Annotated in this window: 21 protein-coding genes, 1 tRNA gene and 2 riboswitches; of the genes, 12 read left to right on the top strand and 10 right to left on the bottom strand. The window is 46.7% G+C overall.

The genetic code is table 11. The features are described from left to right. Nucleotides 1-2: 2 nt before the first annotated feature. Nucleotides 3-566: a 4Fe-4S dicluster domain-containing protein gene (locus Pmgp_RS01125; protein ID WP_243119675.1), complete on the bottom strand. Its 564-nt coding sequence runs from the start codon at nucleotides 564-566 to the stop codon at nucleotides 3-5. Between the two features lie 269 nt (nucleotides 567-835). On the opposite strand from Pmgp_RS01125, the gene Pmgp_RS01120 reads away from it, so the two are divergent. Then, nucleotides 836-1,786, top strand: coding sequence for a cation diffusion facilitator family transporter (locus tag Pmgp_RS01120; protein ID WP_134212126.1), 951 nt, complete (start codon nucleotides 836-838; stop codon nucleotides 1,784-1,786). Here Pmgp_RS01120 and Pmgp_RS01115 read toward each other — a convergent pair. Further along, the gene (locus Pmgp_RS01115) at nucleotides 1,783-3,039 is read right to left on the bottom strand and encodes a L,D-transpeptidase family protein (RefSeq protein WP_153189169.1); all 1,257 of its coding nucleotides are present in this window, start codon (nucleotides 3,037-3,039) and stop codon (nucleotides 1,783-1,785) included. The two genes, Pmgp_RS01120 and Pmgp_RS01115, sit on opposite strands and share 4 nt — an antisense overlap. 493 nt (nucleotides 3,040-3,532) lie before the next feature. Here Pmgp_RS01115 and Pmgp_RS01110 point away from each other — a divergent pair, with 493 nt between their 5' ends. From Pmgp_RS01110 to Pmgp_RS01090, 5 genes are all read left to right on the top strand, one after another. After that, nucleotides 3,533-4,690 carry an ABC transporter substrate-binding protein gene (locus Pmgp_RS01110; protein WP_134212124.1) on the top strand — a complete coding sequence of 386 codons (1,158 nt, stop codon included), beginning with the start codon at nucleotides 3,533-3,535 and terminating at the stop codon, nucleotides 4,688-4,690. Nucleotides 4,691-4,825: 135 nt separating this feature from the next. Then, the gene (locus Pmgp_RS01105) at nucleotides 4,826-5,710 is read left to right on the top strand and encodes a branched-chain amino acid ABC transporter permease (RefSeq protein ID WP_134212123.1); all 885 of its coding nucleotides are present in this window, start codon (nucleotides 4,826-4,828) and stop codon (nucleotides 5,708-5,710) included. Nucleotides 5,711-5,714: 4 nt separating this feature from the next. Next, on the top strand, nucleotides 5,715-6,743 hold the full coding sequence (locus tag Pmgp_RS01100; RefSeq protein WP_345789114.1) for a branched-chain amino acid ABC transporter permease: 1,029 nt from the start codon (nucleotides 5,715-5,717) through the stop codon (nucleotides 6,741-6,743). Further along, on the top strand, nucleotides 6,724-7,497 hold the full coding sequence (locus Pmgp_RS01095) for an ABC transporter ATP-binding protein (RefSeq protein ID WP_134212121.1): 774 nt from the start codon (nucleotides 6,724-6,726) through the stop codon (nucleotides 7,495-7,497). Before Pmgp_RS01100 ends, Pmgp_RS01095 begins: the two co-directional genes overlap by 20 nt. Beyond that, nucleotides 7,497-8,210 carry an ABC transporter ATP-binding protein gene (locus Pmgp_RS01090; RefSeq protein WP_134212120.1) on the top strand — a complete coding sequence of 238 codons (714 nt, stop codon included), beginning with the start codon at nucleotides 7,497-7,499 and terminating at the stop codon, nucleotides 8,208-8,210. Before Pmgp_RS01095 ends, Pmgp_RS01090 begins: the two co-directional genes overlap by 1 nt. Before the next feature lie 120 nt (nucleotides 8,211-8,330). Here the strand turns inward: Pmgp_RS01090 and Pmgp_RS01085 are convergent, their stop codons facing one another. The 3 genes from Pmgp_RS01085 to Pmgp_RS01080 form a co-directional block, all read right to left on the bottom strand. Next, complete coding sequence (locus Pmgp_RS01085; RefSeq protein ID WP_134212119.1) at nucleotides 8,331-8,978, bottom strand: flagellar brake protein; 648 nt, start codon at nucleotides 8,976-8,978, stop codon at nucleotides 8,331-8,333. Nucleotides 8,979-9,046: 68 nt separating this feature from the next. After that, complete coding sequence (locus Pmgp_RS19560; protein ID WP_192902714.1) at nucleotides 9,047-9,217, bottom strand: hypothetical protein; 171 nt, start codon at nucleotides 9,215-9,217, stop codon at nucleotides 9,047-9,049. Nucleotides 9,218-9,397: 180 nt separating this feature from the next. Further along, entirely contained in the window at nucleotides 9,398-9,634 is a 237-nt protein-coding gene (locus tag Pmgp_RS01080) for a hypothetical protein (RefSeq protein ID WP_134212118.1), read from the bottom strand. A 669-nt stretch (nucleotides 9,635-10,303) separates the two neighbouring features. Here Pmgp_RS01080 and Pmgp_RS01075 point away from each other — a divergent pair. After that, complete coding sequence (locus Pmgp_RS01075; RefSeq protein WP_134212117.1) at nucleotides 10,304-12,358, top strand: choice-of-anchor L domain-containing protein; 2,055 nt, start codon at nucleotides 10,304-10,306, stop codon at nucleotides 12,356-12,358. Nucleotides 12,359-12,583: 225 nt separating this feature from the next. On the opposite strand, the gene Pmgp_RS01070 is transcribed toward Pmgp_RS01075, so the two are convergent. From Pmgp_RS01070 to Pmgp_RS01060, 3 genes are all read right to left on the bottom strand, one after another. After that, nucleotides 12,584-12,658, bottom strand: a tRNA-Thr gene (locus tag Pmgp_RS01070). A 29-nt stretch (nucleotides 12,659-12,687) separates the two neighbouring features. Further along, nucleotides 12,688-13,059: a response regulator gene (locus Pmgp_RS01065; RefSeq protein ID WP_134212116.1), complete on the bottom strand. Its 372-nt coding sequence runs from the start codon at nucleotides 13,057-13,059 to the stop codon at nucleotides 12,688-12,690. Between the two features lie 42 nt (nucleotides 13,060-13,101). Then, nucleotides 13,102-13,392, bottom strand: a complete 291-nt coding sequence (locus tag Pmgp_RS01060) for a hypothetical protein (protein WP_153189168.1) — start codon at nucleotides 13,390-13,392, stop codon at nucleotides 13,102-13,104. A 215-nt stretch (nucleotides 13,393-13,607) separates the two neighbouring features. Between Pmgp_RS01060 and Pmgp_RS01055 the strand changes: the two genes are divergently transcribed. From Pmgp_RS01055 to Pmgp_RS01035, 5 genes are all read left to right on the top strand, one after another. Continuing rightward, nucleotides 13,608-14,051 (top strand): ribonuclease HI family protein, encoded by a 444-nt coding sequence (locus Pmgp_RS01055; protein WP_134212114.1) that lies wholly within the window; start codon nucleotides 13,608-13,610, stop codon nucleotides 14,049-14,051. 85 nt (nucleotides 14,052-14,136) lie between these two features. Next, nucleotides 14,137-14,523, top strand: coding sequence for a zinc ribbon domain-containing protein (locus tag Pmgp_RS01050; protein ID WP_134212113.1), 387 nt, complete (start codon nucleotides 14,137-14,139; stop codon nucleotides 14,521-14,523). Between the two features lie 109 nt (nucleotides 14,524-14,632). After that, a riboswitch (cyclic di-AMP (ydaO/yuaA leader) is annotated at nucleotides 14,633-14,868 on the top strand. After that, entirely contained in the window at nucleotides 14,869-15,837 is a 969-nt protein-coding gene (locus Pmgp_RS01045; protein ID WP_134212112.1) for a cell wall hydrolase, read from the top strand. A gap of 160 nt (nucleotides 15,838-15,997) precedes the next feature. After that, a complete protein-coding gene (locus Pmgp_RS01040) occupies nucleotides 15,998-16,603 on the top strand; it encodes a 5' nucleotidase, NT5C type (protein WP_134212111.1) in 606 nt (201 codons plus the stop codon). 74 nt (nucleotides 16,604-16,677) lie between these two features. Next, nucleotides 16,678-16,734, top strand: a riboswitch (Fluoride riboswitch). A 49-nt stretch (nucleotides 16,735-16,783) separates the two neighbouring features. Continuing rightward, complete coding sequence (locus Pmgp_RS01035; protein ID WP_134212110.1) at nucleotides 16,784-18,550, top strand: dynamin family protein; 1,767 nt, start codon at nucleotides 16,784-16,786, stop codon at nucleotides 18,548-18,550. A gap of 282 nt (nucleotides 18,551-18,832) precedes the next feature. Here the strand turns inward: Pmgp_RS01035 and Pmgp_RS01030 are convergent, their stop codons facing one another. Together Pmgp_RS01030 and Pmgp_RS01025 are read right to left on the bottom strand one after the other, a co-directional pair. After that, nucleotides 18,833-19,441: a TetR/AcrR family transcriptional regulator gene (locus Pmgp_RS01030; RefSeq protein ID WP_153189167.1), complete on the bottom strand. Its 609-nt coding sequence runs from the start codon at nucleotides 19,439-19,441 to the stop codon at nucleotides 18,833-18,835. Between the two features lie 18 nt (nucleotides 19,442-19,459). Further along, on the bottom strand, nucleotides 19,460-21,568 hold the full coding sequence (locus tag Pmgp_RS01025) for an acetate--CoA ligase family protein (protein WP_134212108.1): 2,109 nt from the start codon (nucleotides 21,566-21,568) through the stop codon (nucleotides 19,460-19,462). Between the last annotated feature and the right edge of the window lie 834 nt (nucleotides 21,569-22,402).

The raw sequence follows: 22,402 nt of genomic DNA, 5'->3' as shown, positions 1-22,402 counted from the left end.
ATTTACTGCACCTCCCCGAATACTTCCTTGAACTTTTCGGCGATAAGTTTCTTTTTATTCAGGTTGGTAGAGGTTGCCTCCTTGTATTCAATAGTTCCCGAGGGACAAATATAAGCGCATTTAGGAACTCCGCCGCAAAGATCACACTTCACCATTTTTCTGTTCCCGGCGTCAAAGACGATATTCCCCAGAGGGCAGGCGCTTAAGCACATCTTGCATCCGATACATTTATCTTCGTTAATCACAACTGCTCCAGTAGTTTTAAATTCAATAGCGCCTACCGGACATACTTTCATACAGGACGGGTTTTCACACTGCATACACATCATCGGTACGGCGATAGCTGCCTCATCATAAGCAAGAACTGTAACCGCGGCGTTTTTGGGGTTGAATTCATTTGTCTTGACAAAAGAACAGATTAATTCACAACTTCTGCAACCAATGCACTTTTCCGGTGAAACCATCAGTATTTTGCTCATGCCTTTTTCCTGGACACCGTATTTAGACAGCGCCAGTGACACCTCCTTCGTGGACTTCTGACTTTGGTGGCTTTCATAGCAGCTCATCTATTTTTATGTATGCAGCGCTTCCCTCCTTCCCCTGCCAGGATAGTTTGGCTTATTAAGTTAACTATAAATACAATAACAAACAATTGTTTCTGAGTCATTAACAATTTATTAAAAATAATTATTATTTAATACAACAAGCCTGATCCGTATGGAAATCAGGCTTGTTAATAATGTAATGACAAAAGTTTCGGGGGCTTTGAAGCAAACTTGTCCTAAAGCCTCCCCTTTGTTATTATATAAGCAGTTTTGACATGGGAGGAATATACGTGTCGCATAACAGTGAGTCGGCGATCAAGGCCGCATTGGTGGCGAACGGGCTGATTGCCTCCATGAAACTGGTAGGGGCGGTGTTAAGCGGCAGCGCTTCCATGATGGCGGAGTTCAAACATTCCCTGGGGGACTGGGCTAACGGTTTCTTTCTCCTGATCGGGATCAGGCAGTCGCAAAGGCCCAGCGATGACCGCTACCAGTTTGGCCACGGCAAAAGGGTCTTTTTCTGGAGTTTTATCGCCAGCCTGGGCATGCTTTTCATCGGAGGAGCGCTCTCCATCTACGGGGGTATTTTGAAAATCGTGCACCCCGAGCCGTTAGAGCATGTCAGTATAAACCTGATCATTATCGCCCTCAGCATATTGTTTGAATGTTACTCCTTCTATATGGCCACCAGCGCCATATTGACCGAGGCCGGGGAAGCAGCGCATGGTCTGAAGAAGATCACCCGCGTTTTACCATTATTGGCTAAATCCACACCGGCCACCCGTTTTATCTTCCTGGAGGATACCGCGGCCCTTTTGGGGCTGATCGTTGCGGGAGCGGCCATCCTGCTGGCACAGGCGACAGGGAATATTATTTTTGACGGCGCCGCTTCCATTCTCATCGGGATTTTACTCTTTTTCATCGGTTTCGGCACCGCCAAGGAAAACGCTTCAGCGATCCTGGGCGAGTCAGCGGATCCGGCCCTGATTAAAGAAGTCGGGGATTTTGTCATGACCATACCCGGGGTGATAGACATCCACAACGTGCGTTCTATGTGTGTAGGCCCGAACAATTACCTGGTTGAGATGGTGGTGGAGGCTGATGAGAAGACCAAGCTTGAGGACTGTGACGATATCGGCTTCTGTGTAAAAAGGATGGTCAAAGCAAGATTTAAGGAAATACCTTACGCCCATATCGCGGTAATAGCGGATGACAAGGAAAGACAGTGGGGCAAAGCCTAAAGGCCCGTCATTCTTAAAGACAGCTGGGCCGACGGCAAAAGACGAAATACCACCTGGGCATTTTTAGCTGTTGATATCTTTAAAGTACGCGTTTGTTCCGAAAGTTCCGAACTAAAGCCAAAAACACTGTCCAGGAAACTGAGGTTCAGGTAAGATGTGCCGTTGTGTATAAAAATGTTGGCCGGGGTCTCTACAACAACTCCGTTGACTCTGGACGGGCTTCCGTTAACGGGAATTGAAACCTGCTTATCCTTTAGTTTTATTTCAACCGTTTTCATTTCATCATTCCAGCCAACCGTCGCGCCGGCGGCGGCGCAGAACGGACGGAGCGGCACCAGCAAGTTTTGGCCGTCTTTAAGAGTGGACAAGGATTCAGGCAAGTTGAAAGGCTTGCCGTTGAACTGTATCGCCAAGTTGTATTTAACCACCCGCCCTCCGTTCGGGTCTACTGGGGCTCTCAGAGCCAGGGTTCTGCTTCCTTCCCCAATGCTGTTTTCAAAACCAAAAAAGTTCTTAAAATAATAGTCGGGAACATAGGTCATGTCATCCAGCAAAAAAGGTGCGTCACCGGCCTCGTAGGTTTTGGTGTTTACCGTGACAAACCTGCTGCCGGGTTTGATCAGTACTTCCCGTTCAATGCTTGAAACAAGCAGTGTATCAGCGGAGTCATCCCAGATCACGCGGTAGCCCAGGTATGAGACAATCTGCCGCACAGGCAGGTAAGCAACCTTTCCCGCCTGTATTAGCCCCAGGTGAGGAGGGAATTCAGGTTCAATGTCATTGACGGTGACATGGTCGTATTTCTTGAGAGCCGCCAAATCCTGGTCATTGTTGACTATTTCAACTTCTGTGCCAACCGGAATACGTTCGTACAGCCAGACAATATCGTCATTGTACATCCTGACACAGCCGGAAGAGGCGTAGGTCCCAATAGAATAAGGGGCATTGTTGCCGTGCACGCCGTAGTTGCTGCCGCTTGTACCCAGCGCGTTAATTCCCAGCCAGCGGGGACCCAGCGGGTTTTCCGGCACGCCACCGGGAATAAGCGGGCCGCCATCAGGGTGCCGCCAGGCGGGATAGACAAGTTTGACTACCACCCGCCAGTCACCCTCCGGTGTAAACTGCGGCTGGCGCCCTGTGGCAACCGGGAAAACATCCAGAAGATAACCGTTTTCAAACAAAGCCAGCTGGTTTGTCCCCTTGTTTATCAATACTCTTGGCTCAGTCAGCGCCACCTGCGGAAATGCAAGCAAAAAGGCCAGCTGTATGACTGTCAATATGAGTATAAGCCTGGGCTTAAAAATAGGTATCACACCCTTATGGCTTATTTAGAAGCGTTTTAACCTGTATAATGGAAATTGCGCGTAACTAGAAATCTTCGCCATTTACAGGTAAAGTCCTTTTTTTGACAGATCTGAGTTATGCAACTTTCCTTTAAGAAATAATTATGAGTGATCTGATTAAGGCAGAATTGAAAATCAGGTAACAATAATTACCACCAGTTACATATACCAGTACATTGTTCGTATAATTTTAGTTGTACAAAAGAAGCAAAAAAAAAGGGAAATCCTTTGCGGTGACGAATTCAAAATTACCACAATTTTTTTCTTAATTAATTAAAATTTATGTTAGGAGGTGGTAGCGCTTCCAGCTATTGCCTTTCTCGGGGCGGCACTTATGTATTAACCGGAACCAGAGGAAGAAATGGATCCTGCAAAAATGTTTGAAGATTAAGGGGGAATTTTAGTGTTAAAAAACAAATGGTTGTTGGTTCTGTTGGTTTTACTGCTGGGACTGGCACTGGTTGCGACAGGTTGCGGCAGTAAACAGCAGGCAGCAACAGGTGAAAAGGTTATTAAAGTTGGTCTGTCCGCTCCGCTGACAGGCGATGTGCAGAGCTACGGAGAGTACACCAAAAGCGGCTTTCTTCTGGCGCTTGAAGAAGCTGGATACAAGGCCGGCGACTACAAGATTGAGACTGTTATAGTTGACGATAAGAATGACCCGACTGAGGGGACCAACGTTGCCACCAAGCTTGTTTCCGTTGACAAAGTGAAAGCTATCATCGGCCCTGTAACCACCAAACCAGCCATTCCGACTTCAGAAATTGCCAACAGCAATAAAGTAATTATGATCAGCAATACGGCGACAAACGAGAAAGTCACCGTCGCAGACGGCAAGCGCAAAGAATATGTCTTCCGCGCCTGTTTTATTGACCCCCTGCAGGGGACTGTCGGCGCTAAATTTGCCACCGATACTTTGAAAGCAAAGAAAGCGGCAGTGCTCTATGACCAGTCCAACGACTATACCATCGGACTGGCAAACCAATTCAAAGAAGGATTTATCAAGGGCGGTGGGGAAATTGTCGCTTTTGAAGCCTACTCTAAGGACGATAAGGACTTTTCGGCAGTTCTCACCAATATAGCCGCGAAAAGCCCGGACCTGCTCTACCTGCCTGACTACCACCAGAAAGTGAGCATAATCGGCCAGCAGGCCCGCCAGAAGAATATAAACGCCATCTTCTTAGGCGGGGACGGATGGGATTCCCCGGACCTGGACTACGCCACTATGGCCGGTTCATATTTTACCAACCACTTTTCCGCTGATGACCCAAGGCCGGAGGTCAAGGCATTTGTAGAGAAGTATAAAGCGAAGTATAATACAGCGCCGGAATTCACAGCGGCTCTGGCTTATGACGCGACAAAACTGCTTTTGAATGCCATAGCCAAGGCTAACAGCGACGATACCACCAAAATTAAAGATATCTTGAAAGATACCAAAGACTTTCCTGCAATAAGCGGCAAAATTTCCTTTGACCAAAACGGCAACCCGACTAAGCCAGTTACGATCTTAAAAGTTAACGCCGCCAAAAAATATGATTTTGTAACTATAGTAAACCCATAATGTAGAATTACTTTAAATCAATTGATTGCGGACACCTAGTATAAGTTAAATACATGCTTTATCGATAGGGAAGGCGGGTGATATCACCCCCTTCCCTCATTAACTACGGTAAAAGCTCTCGGGAGTTGACTTTTATTGGAACACTTTCTTGATCAAGTGATCAACGGCCTGCAGCTTGGTTTTATGTACGCCCTGATCGCTCTTGGCTATACCATGGTTTACGGTATAATTAAACTGATCAACTTTGCCCACGGCGACGTTTTTATGGTCGGAGCCTTCATAGGGTACTATGGCTTTGCCAAATGGGGCATGCCGCTGCCCCTGGCTGTAATAACGGCTATGGCTGTATGTGCGATACTGGGTGTGGTTATAGAAAAAATCGCGTATCGCCCTCTCCGCTACGCCCCGACTATTTCAGTACTGATCAGTGCTTTAGGGGTGTCGCTTTTTTTAGAATACTTCTGCAGCCTCCGCTTTGTCTTTGGGCCGAATTACCGTGTGGTTCAGCGGCCGTTCGAAGAAGTGCACTGGGTGTTGGGCGGGGTTACATTTAACAATATACAGGTCATGGTTGCGGTAGTGGTCATTATCATGCTTTTATTACTCCAATATATGATTTATCGTACTAAAATCGGTATGGCCATGCGCACAGTATCCTTTGACCATGACGCCGCCCGTCTGATGGGTGTTAACGTTGACAGCGTGATCTCCGTGACCTTTGCCATTGGTTCCGCCCTGGCCGCCGCGGGCGGTGTTCTCTTTGCTATTGCCTATCCCCAGATCCAGCCCTTTATGGGCATAATGCCTGGCCTTAAAGCTTTCACAGCAGCGGTTTTAGGGGGGATTGGCATCGTCCCGGGAGCGGTGCTGGGCGCTCTGATCATGGGCCAGGTTGAGACTCTGACAGCGGCCTACCTGCCTACCCAGTTGAGAGATGCCATTGCTTTTGCCATCCTGATCATTGTTTTGATGGTACGGCCGACAGGCATACTCGGGAAAAATAAACCGGAGAAAGTATAGGTAAATGGACATGGGCAAAAAAACGAAAATGAATTTAGGCAAAACCGCTGTCCTATTGCTTATTACACTGGCTGTTTATGTTGTGATGAAAGCCCTGCTGATCAGCAGCATACTCTCATCATACTGGGGGCTTGTGCTGGATCAGGCTTTAATTACAACCATAGGTGCGCTTGGCCTTTGCATCATCTACGGTTTTTCCGGCCAGTTTTCTCTTGGGCACGCCGCCTTTTATGGAATTGGCGCTTACGCTGCCGCATTTGTCAGTAAGACATACGGGCACGGGAGTATGGCCTGGTTTTTGCTGGCCCTGCCCGTCGGGGCGCTGACTGCCGCGCTGGTCGCCTTTTTAATCGGTCTGCCTATCCTGCGCCTGCGCTCCGACTATCTGGGCATAGCCACGTTAGGCTTTGGCATTATTGTAAAGGTGGGCATGGACAATTCCAACAGGCTGCTGCCGGTACTGGGCGGCGCAACCGGCATTACAGGACTGCCGCAGGTGGCAGGTTTTGATATCATTTTCCTGTGTACGGTAATGACAGTCCTTTTAACGCGCAACTTTGTCCAATCAAGTTACGGCAGAGCATGTACTGCTATACGTGATGATGAAATAGCCGCCGATATTATGGGTATCGACACCACCAGGTATAAAGTGCTGGCCTTTGTTTTCGGCTGCGCCCTGGCCGGGCTGGCGGGCGCCTTATATGTCCACCGCTACCCGTTTCTGCACCCGTCGAGTTTTGACTTTTTGAAGTCATTTGATTTTTTGCTTATAGTGGTGCTGGGTGGGTTGGGCAGCATGTCCGGTACAATTATCACCTCGATAGCCTGGGTCTTTCTATTGGAGGGGCTGCGTTTTGTTTTAGGCCAGCAGTTTTTGGAGTTTCGCGGTGTTATCTATGCTTTAATCCTGGTGGTAATCATTCTGCTGCGGCCGCAGGGGATTTTCGGCGGCAAGGAAGTCAGCGTCATGGCGCCTCCCAAAGCAATCCCCGCCTCAGGAAAGGAGGGTCCGCATGCCGATCCTGGAAATTAAGGACTTGAGCAAAAACTTCGGGGGGTTAAAAGCAGTATCAAGCTTTGATCTGACCCTTGAAGAGAACGAAATTGTCGGTCTGATTGGACCCAACGGGGCGGGTAAAACCACGGTCTTTAATCTGATTACAGGAATATTCCCGGTTTCCTCGGGTTCAATTAAATTTATGGGACAAGACATCCTGGGGATGAAACCGTTTAAAATTACCCAGCTGGGTATAGCCAGGACCTTCCAGAACATCAGGCTTTTCAAGCAGTGTACCGTCCTGGAGAACGTCCGGACCATTTTTCACCCCAGGGTAAAGTACGGGCTGATGGACTCTTTCCTGCATACGCCCCGCTACTCTGCCGAAGAAGAGCGGATTACTGAAAAATCCTTTGAACTGCTGAAGACAATGAACCTGGACGACCGGGCGCATTTGACAGCCGCAAATTTGCCTTACGGTGACCAGCGCAGGCTGGAAATAGCCAGGGCGCTGGCGGGAGAGCCAAAACTCCTGCTGCTGGATGAGCCGGCCGCGGGTATGAACCCTTCAGAGGTGGGCACACTGGTAGAAATGATCCGGTTTATCAGAGATCATTTTAATATAACAATCCTGCTTATTGAGCACCAGATGGGTGTGGTTATGAATGTCTGCGAGCGGCTGGTAGTCCTGGACTTCGGTGAAATAATCGCTGCCGGTTTGCCGGAGGAAATACGCAACAACCAGAAAGTGTTGGAAGCTTACCTGGGCAAGGGGGTGGTGAGCGCCTGATGCTTACGGTAAATAATATTCAGGTTTACTATGGCGCCATCCAGGCGCTGCATGGAATCTCCTTTGAGGTGAATGAAGGGGAAATAGTTACACTGATTGGGGCGAACGGCGCCGGCAAGTCCACTACACTGCGCACCATATCAGGGCTTATCCGTGCCAAATCAGGGTTAATAGAGTTTATGGGACAGGACATTACCAAAACACCTGCCCACAAGATCGTCAAGATGGGCTTGGCCCACGTACCGGAAGGGAGGAAGATATTTCCCAACCTGACTGTACATGAAAACCTGTTGATGGGGGCTTACACAAAGTCCGACAGGACAGAAATCGCTGCCAGCCTGGAGAACGTGTTTCAGCGATTTCCGCGCCTTAAAGAAAGGGAAAAGCAACACGCGGGCACACTATCCGGTGGCGAGCAGCAGATGCTGGCGATGGGCCGCGGGCTAATGTGCAAACCCAGTCTCCTTATCCTTGATGAGCCTTCCATGGGCCTTTCTCCTATTCTGGTTGAGGAGATATTTAATATTATCCAGGAGATAAACCAGCTTGGTACTACTGTCCTCCTGGTGGAGCAAAACGCCTTTATGTCCCTTCAGATTGCCCACCGTGCTTATGTTTTGGAAACCGGCAGGATATTGCTCTCAGGCACTGCCGCCGACCTCCAGGCCAACCCCAAAGTACGGAGCGCCTACCTGGGTGACGTCATTGAGTAAAAACAACAGTTTGCAACAAAACAATAAAAGCTGGGTTGCTGCCCCGCTTTTAAATAAGGAACGGGGACACTTCTCTATCGTGGGTATTCCTTTTAGGATGAGAAATGTCCCCGATTGTTATCAGGCCAGGCGTTTTCTTTCAGTGGTCTTATGAAAGATAAAGCGCATGATCAAGTCTTCCTGCTGCCTGGTGATATCAGTGAACTGTACCGCGACATGGAAGGTCTGGTTTTGGTCAGGGCTGGTAACTCGCACAACCCTGCCTGTAACACTTACCTTAAAGCTTAAGTTCCTGGCTGTTAAATCAAATTTTAATAATAACGATGTCCCACTGTCATAAGATTTTCTAGTTGCAATTCTCAAGCTGTTGGCGCTCAGGTCAAGAGAAGTAGCTTTCATAAACATTGGGTTTCCGTCAAATCCATGACGAGATTCAGCATAATAAACATCGATCATAATTGGCAGGCGGACGAACTTTCTCAGCTGATACCGTTTGTATTCATGCGGTATGGTAAGTGTAAGCAAAGGTATGTTGTCATAACGCTTTTCCAGATAGCGGCTTTGGAATTCGAATTTCCCACTTTCCAGAAAAGCCCTGCCGTTTACTAGTTCGCCGCTTTCTAAAATTAATGGTATGTTTTGATGATAGGGCGTATCGACAAACAGGTATTTCTGATCCAAACCCTGTATCTTTGAAGTATACCAATCTTCTTCTCCGCTGCGGGATATTTGAATGTTATCATAGATTTTAATGTAATTACTGATCATGATCTACACCAACTATCCGTAGGGAAGATGTTTGGTTCAAGTATATCATTTTTATCCTGATATTAAAATCAAGTCAAACGGTCACTGCTGGTAAAACTTAATATTATTTTCTTATCAGGCAACTGAATAACGGCAGGCGCTGACGGTATTTCCGCGCCGCACTCCTCGCAAATCCAGGTGTTATCGTAATCGGCACTGTACCAATACGTGCCGCATTTAGGACATTTCCTCGCATCCAATATAACCACCTCCACTTGTAATTTTAGCAAGTTTATACTAAATATTACAATTAGATATAAAATCGAAATATAGTACTTTTTGGGTGGCTCTGGTTAGGTAAGAAAAATACGCACGACTTGATGCCGTGCTTGAAGAGGGAATTTAACCTGCAGCAATGACGTCAACCCGCCGGGTTGGGATTACCTTGCTTTGTTTCTCCAGTCCTTTTCCCACACAATGTATCCTTGAACATTCTTTACGTCTTCCATTTCAAACTGCAGCCCGTTATATTTCTCCTCAAGGGTTTTTATCCGCTGCTCTATTTCCACATTGTCAGATTTGACCTCTGGCGGCGGTTTGTTGACCTGAAGATAGATGTTCCCTGATAAAAGGGCCACAATAATTCCATAAGACAGATATTTGAGAAATCTTCTCATTTTGGACCTCACTAACGGAAGGATTGTTTACCATATAATAACATAATGTACTAATAAATGGTATATATTTTCAGTTAAAAATAATGTAAAAAAATAATTGCAATGAACTCATAGTTGACAGGCTTGTATCTGTTCTGGTAATAGAATATAATGCAACTTCCCAGAGTAACTCTGATATCCTCATTTTAACAAAATAACCTCCGGAGGAAATACCCGGAGGTTTTGCTAGTACCATGGCACATAAAAACAAGGCTGCAGGTAGGAAGTCTTAGCCGCTCCCAAAAGGCCCGCTAAAAGCAGAATTCCGGCGCTGTGGCCGGGGCTATCGTATAGTCCATTGAATGTGCAAGACTGCAGTATGCCTTAGAAAGCCCGTACGTTTTGATGAGTGGGGAGCCACGAGAGTGGTTCCCTACTCTATTGTGCCTTTTAGCAATAATTGCAAAGCAAATCGCAATATAACAAAAGAAATTAAACATCCAAAAATGTTAAAATTGTTAAAAAAATTAATTTGGACTACCCTGAAGATAATCGTCAGGTAATTTTTCTTTTTTCTAATGGTGCCCCTTTGGCTGCATGGATGTCCAACTTTTTTTATTTGGAAGGTGATGCTTATAAGAAATAGCGATAGATTGAAAACGAGTAATAATAATACGAGGAGGCATTAGCGTGAAAAAAAGTAATAAAATACTGCCCATCCTAATGACATTAGCATTTTTAATTCTTTGTTTTGTTTTGCCGGTATCTGCCGGGGTTAATGAGGGTATGGTTGAGAGTTCCAGGATAAGCAACTCCACCGGTGTTGATTCCAAGTTTTTAACTAGTCAATCAAGTGGTGGATTAGTTGTTCAGAACATGGTATCCGGACAACAGCTGGCAGAAGCACTTGTAGGATCCGGCGTGACCATCAGCAATGTTTCGTATACCGGTACGGCAAGTTCCGCCGGTACTTTTGCCGGTGGCACGGGAATCATTGGATTTGAAAGTGGTGTAATACTCAGCACGGGCAACATTAGTAATGTTGTTGGTCCGAATCAGGAGACCGGCGCTGGTGATGATAATAATTTGCCGGGCGACACGGAATTGAATGGCCTCATCCCTGGATATGAAACCCAAGATGCTACCATTCTTGAATTTGATTTTGTTCCTGTATCAAACGCTATTCGTATTCAGTACGTGTTTGCATCTGATGAGTATAACGAGTACGTTGGCAGTGATTATAATGATGTGTTTGGCTTTTTTGTTAACGGCCAAAATATTGCCCTAGTGCCCGAATCCAATGACCGCGTATCGGTTAATAACATTAACCTTGGGAAAAACGCGCAATATTACAGGAATAATGAAAATGGCTCAATTAATACAGAAATGGACGGTTTGACCACGGTATTAACAGCCCGTGCGACTGTTACCCCAAACCAAACCAATCGCATCAAACTGGCCATTGCGGATGCCGGCGATGGTATTCTTGATTCAGTTATCATGATTAAGGCAAGCAGTTTTATGGCTGAACAACCCGGACAGTTTAGCTTTAGTTCTGGTGGATACTCATTGGATGAAAACGGTGGAACTGTTACTATTACAGTAAACCGGATAAACGGCAGCGATGGAACGGTGGCGGTTAATTACGCCTCCAGCGATGGAACGGCCACTGCAGGGGTTGATTACACGGCTGCTTCCGGGACACTTACGTTTAACGAAGGTGAGACCAGCAAGACGTTCACCGTAAATATTATTGATGACAATATCGTGGAAGGTAACGAAACTATTAACTTAACCCTTAGCAATCCAACGGGTGGAGCCACATTGGGCGTTCAAAGCAATTCAGTGATTACAATTATGGATAATGAAGCAGCCCAGCCCAACCCGACTGTAAGCCTTTCGCTGAATGCCTCATCTGTGCCGGTAAATACTAATGTTACAGCAACCGCAGTGGCGGAAGGCATATCAGACCCCGTATACCAGTTTTGGGTTAAAGAGTCTGCAGACGAGACTTGGACGTATAGCGGTGACTTTACCAGCAGCAACACCTATACATTTACCCGGGATGTGCCAGGGTCATATATGGTATATGCTTACGCCAAGTCTGCCAACGCACCTTCCAGTACCTCCGTCCAAAGTAATGCGGCTTACGTCGTTTTTACCACTACGGGCTCCGGGGTAAGCAACCTGGTCGTTACCGGTCCAAATGGTCGCCAGGACGTTGGTGTTAACGCAACCTTCACTGCTACGGCTACAAACGTCGGGGGTACCACCCTTTATCAATTCTGGGTTCATGACCAGAACGGGTGGACTTGTGTCCAAGACTATTCAACTGTAAATACCTATACTCTGTACAACCTCCAACCGGGTAGCTACGTTGTGGCCGTTTACGCGCTGGATAGTAATGACGTTGCCGCTAGAAACTGGCATAAAGCCTATTACAGGGTCTTTATCCTGAACGTGGGGAGCATGGTTAGTATTAGCGCTCCGTCCAATGTGACAGCAGGTCAGTCCGTTAATGTCAGCGCAACTGCCACCGGCTTGACCGGTGCAGAATATCAGTTCTGGTACCAAAATCCTTCCGGCACCTGGATATTGGGCCAGGGCTATTCAAACAATAATATGTTCAGTTTTGTTTCCTCTGAAACCGGTGCTTACAAGGTAATAGTATATGCCAAGGACCATTACGCGCCTAATACCGATCAGTTTTCAGTTTTTGATATTGCTACTGTCAATTGCCAGTAATGGTTTGCTAGTGAACTCATTTAGCTTTCGCTAAACTCGGGGCTTCAGTGGGGGATTCTACCCCCACCGAAGTTCGAAGCGGAACCCCATTCGTTGGGGACATTCCTCCACAGGAGGTGTGTCCCCTATCCTCTAGAGAAGTGGGGTCTTTGAAATTTGATAAAATAATAGCTTTAGCTTCAAACGATGAAAGCGCCTCAATCCCCTGAGGTGCCTGAATTTTCCTGGAGCCGATGGGGGGATTCGAACCCCCGGCCTGCGCATTACGAGTGCGCTGCTCTACCCCTGAGCCACATCGGCAAGTTAAAGCAGAATATATTGTACCGTATTTATCTGCTCCTGGCAAGCGCTTTGTCGACTGCTTTGAGCAGGCGATCTTTGGTAAAAGGTTTTACCACAAAGTCCAGGGCGCCGTCTTGCACCACATGTTTTACAATCTCCCTGCTGTTGGCGGAACTTATGACAATAACTCTGGCTGCCGGGTTTGCCGCCAGTATTTTTTTCAGGGCGTTAATCCCGTCCAGTTCCGGCATGGCAATGTCCATGGTGATCAGATCGGGCTTGATCTGCTCAAACAGCTCCACCGCCTCGCGACCGTTTCGGGCCTCTCCGGCAATTTCATAGCCATGTTTGGTTAGTATGTCCTTAAGCATATCCCGGGCAAAGTTGCTGTCATCAACCAGCATAATTCTCTTTCCCAATAATATCAACTCCAGAACATTTTTTGTGACGGCCTTTATTAACTACTTGATGCGCTTAATAACATCTCTGGGGTTGAGCGGTCTTTCCGGCTCGTCGTTGGACATTGCCACGACGGCCAGAGTTAACGCCACAGCTTCCCTAAAAGCCTCACCCGCCATACTGGCCACAAGAGTGGTTATGATCTGTTCGTTGCTTAACCCCATTTCGGACAACCTATGATGGTGATCCAGCGCGGCTTTCGCTAAACGGTCCAGCCGTCCGGGATAAACGATTTCTTCCAGGCTGTAAATAAGTTCTTTGTAATTTTCCAAATCGATTTTAATAGTCTGCACCTTCTCTCCAAACACTGGTAATATTCAAGATTACAGAGAAACCCTGTATAATGTGCCCAAAATTTTTGATCATTAACGGTTTCCCCCAATTATTGTTTTATTTAATTGTCGTAAAAAATTTCCTGATTCTTAATAGCAAGATAAAGTAAAATAGGAGTGAAGGTAACTATTAATGACATGCTAAAGCTGGTAAAATAAAGGTGAGAGGTGTAATAATGAAAATATTTGTAAACATAGACGGGGGCAGCCGCGGTAATCCGGGCCCCGCGGCGGCAGCCATGGTGATAACAGACGGGGAAGGCAAGGTGCTGGCGACAAAAAGCAAATTTTTGGGGCCTAATATGACCAACAATTTTGCAGAGTGGAGCGCGCTGGAGGGCGCGGTTAACGCTCTTGCCCACCTGTCCGGAGAGCACGATGAACTGGAGGCCGAGGTGAGGGCTGACAGTGAACTGGTGGTCCGCCAGTATAACCGGCAGTATAAGATCAAGGAGCCTACTTTGAGGGAAATAGCCGAAAGAGTCTGGGAAAGTGTGGCCATCACTCCCCGGCTGAAGCTTGTCGTCAGGCACGTGCCCAGGGAGGAGAACAAACTGGCCGATGCGGCGGTTAACCGGGAGTTGGACGAGTATATGGACTGGGCTAAACAGGTTACATAATTTTATGTGTTGGCAGCAGAAGGATAATTATTGCATGGCTAGAAATATTGATAGACCAGATAAAAAAGAAAGAGGGTGCAAAAGGGTGGATATTTTCAAGAAGGTAACTGAAGGAGCCAAGACTATTGGCGAAAGTGCTAAAACCATTGGAAAAAAGTCGAGCGATCTGGTCGAATCAACCAAGCTGAAGTTTGAGATATCAAAACTGGAAAAAGAAGCGGAGAACAACATCGCGGCCCTGGGTAACCTTGTTTTCCTGCAGTTCAAGGGCGAAGAAGGACACGGGGAAGAGATTGAGCGTCTGCTCAAGAGCACCAAGAGCCTTGAAGAAGAAATAGCTGAATTGGAGGAGCAGGTAGCCAAACTCAACCCCAAACCGCCTGTTTGCCCCAAATGCCAGACAGAGCTGCCCCTGGCGGCCAAATACTGTTGGAATTGTGGTTTTGAGCTGGCCCAGCAGAATCCTTCCTAATCAAACGTCTAAATAGTGAAAATAGCCCCGTAAGGGGTTATTTTTTTGCGTATGGCAACTTGCCTGTAAAATTTTGTGTTATGGTCAAACCATGGTGATTCTTGTACAATTATACAAAAAGCCGAATCCCCGGATACCCGGGGTACGGGGGACAAATTTTTTTGGGGTGAATCCAATTCGGTAGTCAGTAGTCAGTAGTCGGTAGTCAGATTTAAGAAGGAAATCACCAAAGGTGATTTCCAACAAACAATCCCACAACCGACAACCCACTACCTACTACTGTTTTGGTAGGGTACCCTCAACCCGAACCCATCAGCTAACCTCGGAGGCTAAAGGAGGGATTCTATGTCTTGGGCTACCCGTTTGCTTTTTTGCTTTTTTGTCCTGGCAGCCGCTATTGCCCTTCCCTGTGCGGCGCAAGCCGCCACACACACCGTATTGCCTGATGAATGCCTCTATTCAATCAGCCAAAGTTACGGTATTTCCGTTGAGTCTCTGGTTGAAGCCAATCAGATCGAGGATAACCTGATCTTCCCCGGCCAGGAACTAAACATTCCGGAAGAGGCAGCCAGTGCCTCTGAAAACCCCGGCGAGACCAGCCCGGCAGGTGCTGACAGCCCAACCGATACCGGCAGCCCGGCCGGTGCTGACAGTCAAACTGACAGCCAGCCCGGTGACGGCGGCAACACGGGCGATGCCGGCCCAACCGGCAGTACGCCTGACACCGGTCCTACCGCCTCAAACCCCGTCTATATTGTACAACCTGGCGACACACTTTATCAGATCGCGCTGAAACGCGGTTTGCTGTACCAGGAAATTATGTCGGCCAACGGCCTCAAAAATACAAACATCTATCCCGGGATGCCTCTATATATACCAGGCTCCGGGGGTGATACTCCTGTCCGGCAGCCAGTGCAGCAGGTAAACAGGGGTCTTAGTTTTATCAGGCCGTCCCCGGATGAAGTTGACCTGCTGGCCAGGCTGATTACCGCCGAGGCCGACAGTGAACCGTATGAGGGGAAGGTTGCCGTTGGGGCTGTGGTCTTGAACCGGGTGAACAGCCCTGGTTTTCCCAAGTCCATTAAAGACGTGATTAACCAAAACGGCAACGGGGTTTACCAGTTTCAGCCGGTGGAAAACGGCTGGATCAACCGTCCGGCCAGTGAAGATGCCAAATTAGCCGCCAGAGAAGCCCTGGGAGGTACGGATCCTACTAACGGAGCTTTATACTTTTACGCCAATCAGTCTAAAAGTGTATGGCTGCGGGAGAGGCCTGTAAGCAAAACTATAGGTAACACAATATTTGCCTATTAGACAACTTTGCCGCTAACGCGGCGCCAGCACAAAAAAACTGCATCAGCCCGCAAGGGCTGTTTTTTTTCTGTTGCCTTAAGGAAATAACGGGGAAAAGGAATTCATCAGCCGCGGGAGAATATACTGGTATGTAACGCTTTACGCGCATGGAGGATTTGTTATGAAAATTGGTGTGGACATTGACGGGGTTCTGGCCAACAGCCTGCCTCTCTGGGTAGCCGAGCTGAATAATTATTTTAATGTAAACAAGCAGTTGAATGAAATGCATTTATACAACGTGCTAAAGACTTACGAGATCAGCCAGAGTGAGCTCAAACTTTTTCTTAAGCACAGAGGACAATATTTGATGAAGTCAGCTGAACCTGTGGCAGGGGCCTCGCATTATCTGAGCAGGATCAAACAGCAGCATGAAATATATATCATTACAGCCCGGGATAAAAGATATCAGGAAGAGACTCAGGAGTGGCTGAAAAAACACAATTTGCCTTATGATGAACTGATTCTCCTGGGCAGCCATGATAAGAAAGAACCCTGCCTGGAAAGAAATTTAAGAGTACTGGTGGAGGACACCCTGGAGATCGGTGTTCAGGTCAGCGCGGCAGGGATCCCGGTGCTTTTGCTGGACGCCCCGTATAACCAGGGCACCCTGCCGGAACTGGTGTTCAGGAAGCACACATGGGATGAAATTTACCAGGCCATTGTGCACGGTCAGATCGGCGCGGCGGTGAAAGGAAGTTCCCGGCCTGCAGGCAGCAACATGTTTTAAAGGTATTGCTATGAATGAGCCTGATTAAAAAACCCTGCCTCTTGACTTTGTAAAACCTTCAAAATATAATTATTAAGCAACAGGGCGATGGGGCTCGCCATATGCCTAGGGCTAATAGCTCCTACCAGTAGAATTTGTCTATTGGTAGGAGTTTTTTATTAGTGAAGGGGAACTGAGTAAATGGATAGGAGTTATGGTAAGTTAAAAACTGAGGTATTAAAGAACATAGATATGCTTGAAAGCGTTGCCACTATGAGGGAAGCCCGCAGCATGTTTGAATATCTGGAAGAAATAAAACAAAATCTTTTAAATGACCGCTTTAACCTGGTTGTTCTTGGTGAATTTAAAAGAGGAAAAACCACTTTTTTAAACGCCTTGTTAGGTACTGATATTTTACCGACTGATGTTTTGCCTCTGACTTCAATAGTTACTCTAATCAGGTTCGGTAAAGAAATAAAGATTGAAGTCATTTTTTTGAACGGTGACACCAAGACCATTACTCCGGGAGAATTACCCGGTTATGTTACAGAGGCAGGCAATCCCGGCAACAAAAAAAAGGTAAAAGAAGTATGTCTGGAACACCCGTCAACCTACTTAAAAGAAGGTATTATGTTGATTGACACTCCCGGTGTTGGTTCAATATATCAAAACAACACGGATGAAACTTATAGTTACCTTCCCAAGGTTGATGCGGCTATCTTCCTTTTATCGTCCGATCAGCCGATAAGTCAGTCAGAAATAGGCTTTCTGAAGGATATTGCTCCGTATTCAGTAAAGATTTTCTTTATTTTAAACAAGATAGACTACCTATCTGTAACTGACAGGCAAAAGGCTGTAGAATTCGCAAAAAAAGTTCTAATCGAAAGAGTTGGTTTTACGGAAGTAAATATTTTTCCGCTTTCTGCCAAACTGGCCTTGGAAGGTAAGATCGAACACAGTGATAAAAAATTAAGTGAGAGTAATCTTCAGTCATTTACCAGCACTCTGGATGAATTCCTTTTGTCAGAAAAAGGCCGCGCGACCATTAACGCAGCCTGCCATAAAGGCAGAAACGCCGCCTTTGAGCTGCGGTTGGGAGTAGAGTTGGAAATGAAAGCATTGGATCTACCAATAGAGGAACTGAAAGCAAAAATCGAACTTTTTGACGATATGGCTAAGAGACTGCAACAGGAGCAGGAGGACAACAGCTATATTTTTAAAGGGGAAGTTAATAAGGTCTACCATGAACTGGAGCGGGAAATATCCGGGTTCCAGGAATACTGTAAAGAGACCCTCAACAAAGAGATCGATCAAATATACCACGGGCAAAGTCTGTCCGGCCGTAAATTAATGAGTTACATGGAAAGTTATATAGAAGACAGAATTAAAGTATCCCTTGAAGAGTGGCAACCCGAAGTGGAAAAAAAGGTAAGAGACGTTTTTAACAAAGTGGTGTCCCGTTTTACCAACAGAACAAACCTTGTTATCGGTGAGTTGTTAAAACAATCAGCAGAAATCTTCGATCTCAAGCTGGAGGGTTTTGCCGAAATAGAAGCTCTAACAGATGAAACCAGCCTGTACTACATTTTTGGAGAACAGAATACAATGTTTGTCCCGGATAGTATAAAAATATACGCTTTGTTTTTACCAGGTTTTATTTCCGGCCCAATGATCATGAGTGAAATGAGAAAAAAAATAGAAAGGGAAATAGACCGTAATTGCGGCCGCCTCAGGACTGATTATAACGAAAGGATAATCAAGAGTGTTGACGGTTTTAGAAAACAGTTTAAAGAGAAATTTGATACTGTTATTGAAGGCACTCGCTTTGTTCTTGTCCGGGCCGTTGAAAAAAGGGAGAGCAGCCAGAAAGAAACTACAAAATCCTATGAAAAACTAAGCCGGCAGGTGGCTATTTTAGAATATGCCATATCAGGATTTAACAGTCTGTCTTCAGTTTATCCCCGGTAACTTTTCCCAATAGGTTTAGTATCCCGTACTCCTGTCATTGTTTCCGGCCTAAAGCCCGGGGTTAGTAGTGTGGCATGTTGAGGCTGTTAATGAAACAGGCAGAAAGGTCGGGTACAGCAATGAAGTGACAACAGTGACCAAATCATAAAATAAGTTGGGGACATACCTCTCCCCAGAGATGGGCTACAGGTAGAGGTGTGTCCCCTTTCTTCTGTCAGCGCTATAGACTTAGTGTTATCTACCATATTAAAAATCTGAAACACCCCTTTCGAGGGGTGTTTTTTAAATAACTCCACTGGTGGAATCCAGCTTAAGGGTAATACCTGACAATACCAGTTCCGCGGTGTCTTTACTGAATGAAACAAGATCGCCTTTCTTTCCTTTAAGCACCCAATAAGTGGTTATGTGCTCAAGCACGCCCAAAATCAAATGCCGGATAAGGTAGGGACTGATGTCATTCCTGATTTCCCCTTGCTGCTGGCCTTCCTCAATTAGTTTAAGGATCTCGGTGGTACCGTCACTGAGCCCGCGGTGATGTCCTGTATTGAAGAAATTTTTATTTACCCTCAGCTCCATCAGAAGAAGCTCAGTGTAGATGGGATGATTCTCAAGGTAATGCAGGTAGAACCAGATGAATTTCCTTATTTTCTCAACAGGGCTGTAGAGCCCCTCCAAATGCAGCCCGAGCTGTTCATTAAAATGTTCCGATGTCTTTTGGGGAATGCTGAAGTACAGGTCTTCTTTGTTATTGAAGTATTCATAGACAGTGCCCACCGCTACGCCTGCCCGCTCGGCTATTTCAGAAATAGTAACATCTTTAAAATTCTTATTGGCAAAAATCTCTAAAGCGGCTTTCATGATCAAGTCGCTTTTATTTATTTTATTACGCATATACACACCCAAATCTTTTTATTTATTACCCAGGATGACTCTGGCGTCCAGCGCCGCCACCCGGTCCGCACAGGCCAGCAAAGGGTTCAGGTCTATTTCCGAGATAGCCGGGTTCGCCAGCAACAGCTGGGACAAGCCGGCCAGGCAGTCGATCAGCAGTTCCATATCTACGGCGGCAGTACCCCTGGCCCCCGCAAGTATTTTACTTATTTTTGTTTCCTCTATCATTGTTTTAATTTCTTTCTTGCTCAAGGGCGGAACTCGCAGAGAAACGTCATTTAATATCTCTGTGAAGACTCCCCCGGCGCCAAAAGCCAGCACCGGCCCAAACGTCGGGTCTTTCTTGCTGCCCACCAGCAATTCTATCCCTCTGGTCAGGTGCTCCTGTATTATCACCCCGTCCAGGCGCGCGCCAGGCTGTTTTTTGGCAATTTCCGTGTGCATAGCAGTAAAGGCTTCTTCCAGTTCCCGGGCGTTCCGGATATTGAGCCGCACCCCGCCCACATCCGATTTATGAATGATGTCCTCGCTCAAAATTTTCATCGTGACGGGGTAGCCAATCCGGGCGGCCAGCGCTGTGGCCTCTGCAAGGTCCCGCGCCTGGCCCCAGCGGGCGGTGGCAATGCCGTAGGATTCAAGTAAACTAAGGGCATCAGCCTGAGACAAATTGCCTGTTTTGCCGGCGAGAATTCCGGCAGCCTCGCTTTGCCCAGGATGCGCAGGAAGTATTACCGGACCGCGCTTTTTATTCTTGATCTGGTGGTGATACTTATACAGCGCTGCGAGCGCCCTGGCGGCGCGGTCAACTGAAATGTAGTACACCACCGTGTTGTCTTTTTCTACTTCCTCTTCATAATGGCGGTAGTTGCAGCCCCAGGAGGTAACAGTCACCGGCTTTTCCGGATACCTGCCGGCAACGTCTCTGATGATTCCGGTGACATCCAAAAAGTCACCATCCAGGGCCAGGAATGAGCCAGTCATACAAATTACCGCGTCTATCCCCGGGTCTTCCATATAGGCTTCCAAAGCGCGCCGGAAGCAATACTGGTAGCCTTGAGACATACTGGCCGGCCAAATATCCATCGGGTTGGCGCAATGCGCCCAATCGGGAAACAACTCACCCATCTGCTCAAGAGTGGACTGGCTGAGTGTGGCAATTTCCAGGCCGAAGCGGGTGCAGGCATCCACAGTCCATACTCCGGCGCCGCCGGAGATTGAAATTATTCCAATCCTGTTGCCATTAATCCCGCTAAAGGTGCAGAACACTTTATTCAGGTCGCCGATTTCCTCAGTATCCACCGCCCGCAGCAAGCCGCACTGCTTAAAAGCGGCGTCAAAAACCCTGTCCTCACCGGCCAGCGAACCAGTATGCGAGCTCGCCGCCAGTGAACCGGCCGGGCTGACTCCAGTCTTATAGATAATCACAGGTTTTAAGACCACGGCGTCCCTGGCCGCCTCTATGAACCGGACCCCGTCGCGCAGGCTCTCCATGTGAATATTGATCACTTTCAGGCGGGGATCCCGCGCCAGGTGGCCGATCACATCAGTGACGCTGATATCTGTGGTGTTGCCGGAATCGACTATGATGCCGGCGCCGGTGCATATTTGAGAGGCGCCCAAATAGAAGGTGCCGGTTTGGCAGGTTATCCCGATTGGTTTTACAGGGTTGACAAAATCCATGAACGAAGTGCAGAAATTATGGTAGTTGTTTATTATCCCCAGGGTGTTCGGCCCCAGTACCCGGATATCGTTTTTAGCAGCCAGTTCAGAGAGTTCATGCTGCATAAATCTGCCCTTTTCATCCCCGTCAAAAAAGCCCTGGGCGGTTATAATTACAATTTTGACCCCTTTGGCGGCGCACTGGCTGAAAAGCTCAATCACCGCGTCACGCGGCGCGCAGATAACCGCAAGATCAGGTATTTCCGGCACGTCCAACAGGGAGGTGTAAACAAGCTGGCCCAGAATTTCTCCCCCCTTTGGATTGACCGGGTAAACCCGCCCCCGGTAGCCCTGTTTGAGCAGTACTTCCAGCGGGCTGTTGCTGCCCAGTCCGGTCCGGCTGGTCACGCCAACCAGCGCGACCGATTCCGGTTCAGTTAACTTCTTATAAACACTTTCCGGTAACATTTAAGAAAGCCTCCTTACTATAGAAATTTTATAAAATGAATAAGGTTCAAAGTGTATTTGAGAGGTTTTCAGACATACTGTGATTTCAATGTGACTTAACCTCTTGCAGGAATATTGAACCATGTTCAGTCATATAGTATCATGGCTTTAAAATGTAATCAAGGATATTTTAAGAAGAGTGCCAATAATTCGGTCTTTTGTTGCCAACGAAAACGGAAACCGAACACCGAATCTCGTTCATTTTGTGGTTAAAGGTACATGCTACCTTCTCCACGCTTTGCAAAAAACAGAAAGGGAAAGCGGAATTATTTGAGATTGCAACGGCTGAAAATAGAATGAAGGAAGTACTTATGTAGGATAAAAAGGGAGTGAACTATAATGCCGTTTAAAGAAATTGACATTAATAAATAATAAAAGAAAAAAATGAGAAAGACCCGGAGTTTAAAGAAGCATTCCGGGAAGCAAGCGCAGATCTTGATTTAATCGCTCAGATAATCCTTTTACCATTTTATTAGTTGTTTCTAATGGAAAAACCATTGATGGTAAGAAGCAAAGTAAAAAACATATCCTGCTTTTTACAGTCTAATCAGTAAACAGTTTACTCAGATCTATCTGTTTAAAACTCTCTGCCAAATTTTTACTTGGTCCCTTGTAGAAGATAATTTTACTTTTACTATTAATCTTAGTAACTAATATTTTAAATTCTATATATGATTCCACTGCAAAAAATGGTGTTTTTTTTCTTACATTTTCCCCTTAAGAAAATTGACTGGGATTATCATCCATTTACCTGACCATTATTTTGGTTTCCTTTATGGTTTTGTGCTTGGATAA

Source organism: Pelotomaculum propionicicum (genome assembly GCF_004369225.1).
GTDB classification, from domain to species: Bacteria; Bacillota; Desulfotomaculia; order Desulfotomaculales; family Pelotomaculaceae; genus Pelotomaculum_B; species Pelotomaculum_B propionicicum.
Note: the sequence above shows the minus strand (reverse complement) of the source record. Positions and strands in the feature narration are given on the sequence as shown.